This window comes from Streptomyces sp. GESEQ-35 (assembly GCF_017948485.1).
GTDB lineage: Bacteria > Actinomycetota > Actinomycetes > Streptomycetales > Streptomycetaceae > Streptomyces.
In genome coordinates, this window is sequence record NZ_JAFFSX010000013.1 from 243085 (window position 1) to 251042 (window position 7958).

Here is a 7958-nt window from a genome sequence, read left to right on the forward strand (position 1 = left end):
GGAACACGTTCCGGTCGTTTCTGTTCATAGTGTTCGCACAAGAAGAGGCGATGCGGGGTCGGTCATCTCCCGCACTTCAGCCCGCGGTGCTGGACTCCAGCTCCGCGGGCCGCTGGGGCAGGCCGGTGCTCAGGTCCTCGACCAGCAGGCGCTTGGCGATGGTGTCCACGGCGGTGTGCAGGTCGCTGCCCGCGGGGTGACCGATGTCCTGGCGGACCCTTTCCTCGAGCCAGGTGCCCCAGGCCCGGCCGATGACCTGGGCCTCGCGGGCACCGGCCTCGGTGTGGGAGAGCAGGGAGCCGTCGCGGGTGAGGTAGCCCTCGTCGACCATGCGATCGAAGACCGGGAGGAGGACCTCCGGCGGTACCCGGCGGCGGGCGCTGATCAGACCGAGACTCGCGTGTCCGACGAGCCGGGTGAGCAGCTCGACCTGCATCACCGCCCAGGCGCCGGCCACGTCGAGCCGGGTGTCGGAACCCTCCACGATCCGGCGCCCGGTGTCGAGGCTCGTCGTGCCGATGATCTTCCCGACGGAGGCTTCCAGTACCCGCTGCGAGTCCGCGTCGCGCGGTGACCCGAACCCCTCGCCCATGTCGGTGGAGCCGGCGCGTGCGCTGTCCCGGAGCTGGACCTGCTTGAGGAACAGCGCGACCAGGAAGCCGAGGGCCGCGACCGGGACTGTCCACAGGAAGACGGTCTGGATGGTGTCCGCGTAAGCGTCGATGATGGGCGCGGCCGCGGCCGACGGCAGCTCGTGCAGGCCCTCCGGGCTGGTCGCCGCCCTGCTGACGGTGGCCGGGTCCAGGTCCCCGGTCTGCGCGGCGGCCGCGATCCCGTCCCTGAGGTTCGGCGTGAGCGCGTTGGTGTAGATCGTGCCGAAGACGGCCGTACCGAAGGAACTGCCCAGCGTACGGAAGAAGGTGACGCCCGAGGTCGCGGTGCCCAGGTCGGCGTACTCGACGGTGTTCTGCACGGCGATGGTCAGCACCTGCATGGACAGACCGATGCCGGTGCCGAGCACGAACATGTACAGCGACTCCAGCCAGGCACCGGAGTCGGGCCCCATCAGGGACATCAGATACAGCCCGACGCCCATGACAAGCGAGCCCACGATCGGGAAGTACCGGTACTGCCCGGTCTTGCTGACCACGTTGCCGCTGAACACCGACGCGATCAGCAGGCCGATCACCATCGGCAGGGTGCGGACGCCCGAGACCGTGGCCGAGTCGCCGTCGACGTACTGGAGATAGGTCGGCAGATACGTCATCGCGCCGAGCATCGCGAAGCCGACGATGAAGCTGAGGATCGAGCAGACCGTGAACACCGGGTTGGCGAACAGCCGCATGGGCAGCATCGGTTGGGCCGCCCGGGTCTCCACCCAGCAGAACAGGCCGAGCGCCACTACACCGCCCACGAACAGGCCGATGATGACGCCCGAACCCCACGCGTACTCGTTGCCGCCCCAGCTCGTCGCCAGGATCAGTGAGCTCGCGCCGACGGCGACGAACGCGATGCCCAGATAGTCGATGACGGGCCGGACGGCCGACTTGACCACCGGGATGGTCCGGGCCGCCGCGATCACGACGACGATCGCGATCGGGACGTTGATGTAGAACGCCCAGCGCCACGACAGATGGTCCGTGAACAGGCCACCGAGCAGTGGCCCGATGACCGTGGCCACCCCGAACACAGCGCCGATCGCGCCCTGGTACTTGCCCCGCTCCCGCAGCGGGATGACATCGGCGATCAGCGCCATCGACGTCACCATCAGACCGCCCGCGCCGATGCCCTGCATCGCCCGCCAGGAGATCAGCAGCGTCATGTTGCCCGCGAGGCCGCACAGGAACGAGCCCGTGATGAACACGATCGCCGAGACCTGGAAGACCACCTTGCGGCCGAACATGTCGCCGAACTTGCCGACGAGCACGGTCGCGACGGTCTCCGCGAGGAGATACGCGGTGACCACCCACGACATGTGCTCGGCACCGCCGAGATCCGACACGATCGTCGGCAGCGCCGTGCCCACGATCGTCTGGTCGAGGGCGGCGAGCAGCATGCCCAGCATGATCGTCACGAAGACGATGTTCCGGCGCCGCGAGTCCAGGACGGGTGGCTGTACGGCGGGCGGCGCACTCTCCTCGGCGACTGTCACGAGGCCACGATCACACCGGCGGGTCCGGCACGCATGCGGGGCCAGTCTGGTCGAGTGGCCGGCGTCAGGTCGGTCGCCGGTCTCCTACGACTCCTCAGGCTTCCGGCGCAGCAGATACGTGTCCATGATCCAGCCCTTGCGCTCCCGGGCCTCGGTACGCAGCCGCTCGATGCGGGGCCCGGCCTCGGCGATCGGGCCGGAGGCGAGGATCTCGTCGGGTGTGCCTATGTAGGCGCCCCAGTAGATGTCCAAGTCCTGGTCGGCGTACTGCCGGAAGGTCTGGTGGGCGTCGAGCATCACCACCACGTCGTCCACGCCGTCCGGGAAGCCCTCGGCGAGCCGTCGCCCCGTGGTGATCTGCACGGGCCGGCCCACTCGGTTCAGCCCTGTGCGGTGCCGGGCGACCAGCGCCGAGACACTGCTGATGCCCGGCACGACGTCGTACGCGAAGGCCACCGCACCCCGCTCCAGCACCTCCTCGAGGATCCCGAGCGTGCTGTCGTACAGGGCGGGGTCGCCCCACACCAGGAACGCGCCACTCTCGTCCTCGCCCAGTTCCTCGGCGATCATCCGCTCAAAGATGTCGGCGCGGGCGCTGCGCCAGTCGCCGACGGCCGGGGAGTACGCCGAGCCGCTCGCGGACCGGTCCCGCTCCGGGTCGCGTGCCTCCACCAGGCGATACGTCCCCTCGGGCACGTGTGCGTCGAGTATGTCCCGGCGGAGCTGGACCAGGTCCGACTTCACCTCGCCCTTGTCCAGGACGAAGAACACGTCCGTGCTCCGCAGCGCCCTGACCGCCTGAAGGGTCAGCTGGTCGGGGTCGCCCGCGCCGATACCGATGACATGAATCTTTCGCACGTCCCCGAGTCTGCCGCACGCCACTGACAACGGGTGCAGCGCCTCCTACGAGCCTCCGCGCAGCCGAGGCGCCCGCGCCCCCGCGTCGACGGCGACGCCGTCCCGCTCCACGTCGTCCGCCAGCTCCCGCGCCCATGCCACGACCCCCGCAAGATCCATCCGGTACGGCCGCGGCTCCCCGGAACCCGACGCCCACTCCTCGACGGCCGCGGCCCCGCGCCGCAGCAGCCGGACGCCGCCGGTGAGGTTCCCGCGGGCTGCGTGGGTGAGCCCCACGGCGAGCTGGGCCAGCCCTCGCCACAGGGCGCGCTCCTCCGCGGGACCCGATTTCCAGGCGTCCTCGAAGACCTCGTGGGCGTGGAACGGCTTCCCGGCGTCCAGCAACTCCTGCGCCTCGACCACGGACCGATCCGGGGCGCGCACGACGCCCTCGGGCTGCCGTGCCACCCCCTCCGCGTCGTACGGCAGGGGCCGCCCGAGCCCGTCGCGCGGCCGGGCGTTGCGTGCCCGGCCCTCGTCGTCCCGGTCCCGCGCCCCGTCCGGTTGTCCAGAAGATGTGCTGCCCATACGTCGATTCTCCCGCGCCCCATGCCCCTTTCGGCATCGCCCCCGACGTGCGGTAAAGTTCCCTAACGCGCGCTCACGCGGGTCACCGCGGAACAGCGCACCGGGACGTGGCGCAGCTTGGTAGCGCACTTGACTGGGGGTCAAGGGGTCGCAGGTTCAAATCCTGTCGTCCCGACGGTGTTCACCAGCGGGTCTGCCGGAAACGGCGGGCCCGCTGGATGCGTTGGGGTGACACGTGATGGCGGCGTGGGGCAGCAGGTGGCCGTAGAGGTTGACCGTGGTGGACAGCGTCGAGTGCCGCTGCGTCTTGGAGACCACGGCCAGCGGAACCCGAGAGCTGATCATGATGGTGGCCGCAGTGTGGCGCAGATCGTGGACCCCGATCCGGGGCAGGCCGAGCTCCTCAGAGCGCCGGCACAGCTCGGTCAGGACGCCCTGCGGGCGCAGCGGGCAGCCGTCCGGCTGGCAGATCACCAGGCCCTCCAGGGGAGTGCCCGGGGGCTGGCCGCCTCGGGCGAAGGCGGCTTGACGCTCCAGCGCGGCGGCGACGCGTGAGGACAGGCTCACCCAGTTCCGGCTGGCCTTGGTCTTGGGGTGGCCGAGGTAGAGCCGCCTGTTGTTGACGGCCGTGAGGTTCCACCGCACCAGCAGGGTCCTCTCGGGCAGGTGGACGTCGGTCCAGTGCAGGCCGAGGGCCTCGCCGCGGCGCATGCCGGTGCCGAGCAGCAGCTCGAGCCGGCCGTCCAGCAGTGGGTCTGGCCCACTCGTCGTTCTTCTCCGCTGGCACCGCGTCGGCCGACCGGTTGAGGGCCTGTTCCGCCCGAGACACAGGGGGCGCACGGGAGACTCGCCTCGGTGGCGGTTTCCTCGTGGCCCTCACTGGCCCTCGTCCGGTTGTCACCGGCTGGGTCCGTCGTGGAGGATCAACGGCGTTTGAGGCGCACGGACTTGCTGTGCGCGGTGGGGGCGCGAGGGGGCGACGATCTTTTCCGTACTCGTCAATGTGCTGGTCGGTCTGGTGACCAGCCTCATCGGTGGTGGGTGCGTCTGGCTCTGGGAGCGCGGCAAGCGTGCCCGCGTGCTGCGGCGCAAGGCGGACTTCTTCGGTCTTGTTCCGGGGGAGACCTGTTTCATCGTCATCGGCAACAAGCACGACGCGCGGGGAGTCGCAACGCACAAGGAGATCCGAGCCATGATCGAGCTGGCGACCCTGGCCGGCCAGCTCGGCTGTGACGTTGCCACTGAATCCGTCGACGATTTCCGTGGCAGCAACGACGACCGCACGGAGTTCTGCATCGGCGGTCCGCTCGGTGAGGCCAACCTCCGTACGGGCGGCCACCTCGCGGCCCATGTGCCGGGCGTCAGTATCCTGCCGTACGGCCAGGGTCCTGAGTCGGTGGCGTTCGTCGTCGGCGGCAGGCGCTACCTCTTCCGGAAGAGTGAAGTGGAGTATGCGCTGGTGGCCAAGTTCATGCCGCCCCAGGCGACTCGCCCGGTCGTGCTGGTCTGCGGCCAGAGCTCCCTGGCGAACCAGGCCGCGATCCACTTCCTCAAAAGGAACCACCGTCAGGTGGCCGACACCATCGACTCGGTCGACCGCTATTGCCTGCTGATCAAGGTCGCGGACATTGGTACTTACGGATTCCAGGGCGCGAGCCTCGAACGCGACGTGACTGGTGACGCGTTCACCGCGTCCTGATGTCAAGGGCGTGCCAGGCCCGGCCCTGTCTCTGGGTGTGGCGGCGCCTCGCCCAGCACGAGCGCGGCCGCAGCCGCCCAGGTCGCGCATGCGGACAGGCGACTGCGCACGTCGGCCAACCGCCCCTAAACAGTCCCTCGGTTGATGAGACACTGTTCGACCCGTTCGATGGCGCGTACCACAGCAGCAGTGGCTTGGCGCGTTGCGCGTCTGCGTTGTCGAAGCAGCACACGGCGATGGTGTGGTCGGGGAAGTGGTCGGCGTAGAAGCGCAGGAGGTCCGGGTCGAGGTCGGGGCGCCGGTGCGGCGGGACCTGCCGCAGCGCGGCAGTAACCGCGGTGGGGTCGGCGGCCAGGAGCACCGTGTATATGTCGTGGTCGAAGACTTGGACGGGCTGGGGTTCCGTGCTCATCCATGCGATGTCGTCGGCTGCCGCAGCGGCGGATTCGACGGCAGCGACCATGCGGTGCAGGACGTCGCCGGTGCGTCCGGCCGAGAGGAAGTGCCGTGGGGTGAGCTGCCTGGTGGGCAGGTGCAGCAGCATGGCGTTCGGGCCGTCCGCCAGGTTGGCGGCGGTGTTCTGATAGCCCAGGACGTGGATGAGGCCGTGCACGGGGTGGTGCTGCCGCCCGCAGTACACGATCGTGCCGGAGAATGCGGCCTCACCTGTGGAGATGCACATGGGGGCAAGGTACAGCCCCTGCCCGGTGGGGGCCGAGGGGATCTGGCCTGCCGAGGACCGCTACCGCCGATGGACTGATGTCCTCGGACTCCGCAGCATCTACTGAGCCGGAGCCGATGCTCCAGGAGGAGGTAACCAGGTGAAAGCCGTACTTCCGGTCGGCCGAAGCACATGCGCCTCGTCGAGCGGCGGCGAGTCCGAGGCGTCCTGCGAATACCGGGTCGAGTACGACAAGCGCATGTACTCGGACGTGGCCAACGCCGAATTCGAGGTTGGGAAGAAGCTAGGGACAGCCGTCTTTCTGCCGTGTGACGACTCGTCGGACGACGGAGGCGGCCGGGCGTCGCCGGACTCGACGGTCGCCCATGCGATCGAAGGGGTGGACACCGGCATCGCCATCGCGGTAGACGACGCACCCGACGACGTCCTCTTCGTCGCCATCGGCACCGGTGAGGAATTTCCTCCCGAGGTCAAGAAGCTGATCAAGGGCTCTTGACGCCGAGTGTGGCACCCGCGCCCCACAACAGTTTCGATCCAGGCTCTGGGCCCTGTGCGTCACCGGACTGCCGGTGTCTGAGAGGTTTTTGTCATCCTCGGTCAACGCCCAGGAAAACACCGTGATCGCTGACTGGAGGCATTGATCAACCAGGCGCTCTCCGCCGAGGTTCCGGCCCCCCGCCTGCAGTGGATCGAGGAGCAGGCAGACGGGTGGATTGCCCTGGGATTCGAAGCGGTCGACGGCGGCCGCATGCCCAGGGAGGAATGGACCTTGAGGACCTCGTAGCAAGGCTCGACGCCTACACGGTCACGGCCGAGGCACGTTCACTTGCCCGAGGCCGTTCTCTCGATTACGGGAGGGCGGCTTTTCCCGTTCCCGGAGGGCTGGTGGTCGCAATGTGATCGCGGGCCGGATGTGAGCACGACCGTATGCCGGCTGGACACAACCGACGTGTGCGGGTCGAGACGGTTCTCGGTCCGCACACGTCGTCGTGTGGGTTGAACGCTTACTTGAGGCGAGGCAATGCCGTCTCCGGCCGTGGCGCTACTCGGCCACGTAGGTGCGGTACACCCACTTCAGGACGAGCAGTTCCCGGCCGTCGTCGTGCTTCTGCCGGGAAGCGGTGGGCTCGTAGTGCTCGTAGCGGTTTCCGAGGAAGAGCTTGAAGCGCTCGGTGGGGTTCGCCACGTAGCGGATCCTCTCCCCGTCAGGGACGAGGGGACCGCCGCCTCGCAGGATCACGTTCGCGTGGTGCTCCACGTTGAATCACCCTCCATCTTGTGCAGGAAGTCGTGCACTGCCGTCGAGTTGGTTCATGAACGCCAGGACGATCGTTTTGGGCGAGGTACCGGGAGTGAAGATCTCCACGACGCCGCGTTCCTTGAGGTGCGCGATGTCCGCGGTTGGGATGATGCCGCCCCCGAACACCGGGATGTCGGCCGCCTGATGCTGCTCCAGCAGTTCGAGGACTCGCGTGAAGAGCGGCATGTGGGCGCCGGAGAGCGTGGACAGGCCGATTGCGTCCGCGTCCTCCTGGACGGCGATCTTCACCACGTTCTCCGGGGTCTGGTGCAGCCCCGTGTAGATGACCTCCATGCCGGCGTCGCGGAGAGCGCGCGCGATGACCTTCGCGCCGCGATCGTGGCCGTCGAGGCCGAGCTTCGCGATGACGATTCGGCGGGGGGTGGTCATGGCGGGATTCCTCTGCGACTCGATGTCGTGCGGGGATCAGGGCGTATCGCTCAGCGAATGGGTTGGTGTGCATGGATCAGAGCGAGCCGGTCAAATCGAATCGGAGGGCACATACGTGCCCCAGACCTCGCGCAGCGCGTCGCACACCTCGCCGATCGTGGCGCCGGCGGCGAGCGCGTCCTTCATCGGGTAGAGGACGTTGTCGTCCCCCTCGGCCGCAGTCCGCATGAGGTCCAGAGCCGGCTTCAGGCGCTCCCCGCTCCGCCAGGCGCGGAGTTTGGCGAGGCGTTCGGCCTGTTGCCGCTCGATT

Annotated in this window: 10 protein-coding genes and 1 tRNA gene; 3 read left to right on the top strand and 8 right to left on the bottom strand. The window is 68.6% G+C overall.

From position 1 onward, the window contains the following. Positions 1–76: 76 nt before the first annotated feature. The 3 genes from KCH87_RS25810 to KCH87_RS25820 all read right to left on the bottom strand — a co-directional run bounded on the left by KCH87_RS25810 (position 77) and on the right by KCH87_RS25820 (position 3577). Positions 77–2152 carry an MDR family MFS transporter gene (locus KCH87_RS25810; RefSeq protein ID WP_210588621.1) on the bottom strand — a complete coding sequence of 692 codons (2076 nt, stop codon included), beginning with the start codon at positions 2150–2152 and terminating at the stop codon, positions 77–79. An 84-nt stretch (positions 2153–2236) separates the two neighbouring features. Continuing rightward, positions 2237–3010: a precorrin-6A synthase (deacetylating) gene (cobF, locus tag KCH87_RS25815; protein ID WP_210588622.1), complete on the bottom strand. Its 774-nt coding sequence runs from the start codon at positions 3008–3010 to the stop codon at positions 2237–2239. A gap of 45 nt (positions 3011–3055) precedes the next feature. Continuing rightward, a complete protein-coding gene (locus tag KCH87_RS25820) occupies positions 3056–3577 on the bottom strand; it encodes a DUF309 domain-containing protein (RefSeq protein WP_210588623.1) in 522 nt (173 codons plus the stop codon). A gap of 101 nt (positions 3578–3678) precedes the next feature. On the opposite strand from KCH87_RS25820, the gene KCH87_RS25825 reads away from it, so the two are divergent. Beyond that, a tRNA-Pro gene (locus KCH87_RS25825) sits at positions 3679–3752 on the top strand. On the opposite strand, the gene KCH87_RS25830 is transcribed toward KCH87_RS25825, so the two are convergent. After that, complete coding sequence (locus tag KCH87_RS25830; protein ID WP_308298911.1) at positions 3734–4417, bottom strand: site-specific integrase; 684 nt, start codon at positions 4415–4417, stop codon at positions 3734–3736. The genes KCH87_RS25825 and KCH87_RS25830 overlap by 19 nt on opposite strands. Before the next feature lie 178 nt (positions 4418–4595). Between KCH87_RS25830 and KCH87_RS25835 the strand changes: the two genes are divergently transcribed. Next, positions 4596–5276, top strand: coding sequence for a hypothetical protein (locus KCH87_RS25835; protein ID WP_308298912.1), 681 nt, complete (start codon positions 4596–4598; stop codon positions 5274–5276). On the opposite strand, the gene KCH87_RS25840 is transcribed toward KCH87_RS25835, so the two are convergent. Beyond that, positions 5263–5958 carry a hypothetical protein gene (locus tag KCH87_RS25840; RefSeq protein ID WP_210588625.1) on the bottom strand — a complete coding sequence of 232 codons (696 nt, stop codon included), beginning with the start codon at positions 5956–5958 and terminating at the stop codon, positions 5263–5265. The genes KCH87_RS25835 and KCH87_RS25840 overlap by 14 nt on opposite strands. A 139-nt stretch (positions 5959–6097) precedes the next feature. On the opposite strand from KCH87_RS25840, the gene KCH87_RS25845 reads away from it, so the two are divergent. After that, entirely contained in the window at positions 6098–6454 is a 357-nt protein-coding gene (locus tag KCH87_RS25845) for a DUF6281 family protein (RefSeq protein ID WP_210588626.1), read from the top strand. 546 nt (positions 6455–7000) lie between these two features. On the opposite strand, the gene KCH87_RS25850 is transcribed toward KCH87_RS25845, so the two are convergent. The 3 genes from KCH87_RS25850 to KCH87_RS25860 form a co-directional block, all read right to left on the bottom strand. Beyond that, a complete protein-coding gene (locus tag KCH87_RS25850) occupies positions 7001–7216 on the bottom strand; it encodes a DUF5988 family protein (protein WP_308298913.1) in 216 nt (71 codons plus the stop codon). Positions 7217–7222: 6 nt separating this feature from the next. Beyond that, the gene (locus KCH87_RS25855; RefSeq protein WP_210588627.1) at positions 7223–7648 is read right to left on the bottom strand and encodes a cobalamin B12-binding domain-containing protein; all 426 of its coding nucleotides are present in this window, start codon (positions 7646–7648) and stop codon (positions 7223–7225) included. Between the two features lie 90 nt (positions 7649–7738). After that, positions 7739–7958 (bottom strand): methylmalonyl-CoA mutase family protein (locus tag KCH87_RS25860; RefSeq protein WP_247196776.1); only part of this gene is annotated, 220 nt, incomplete at its 5' end.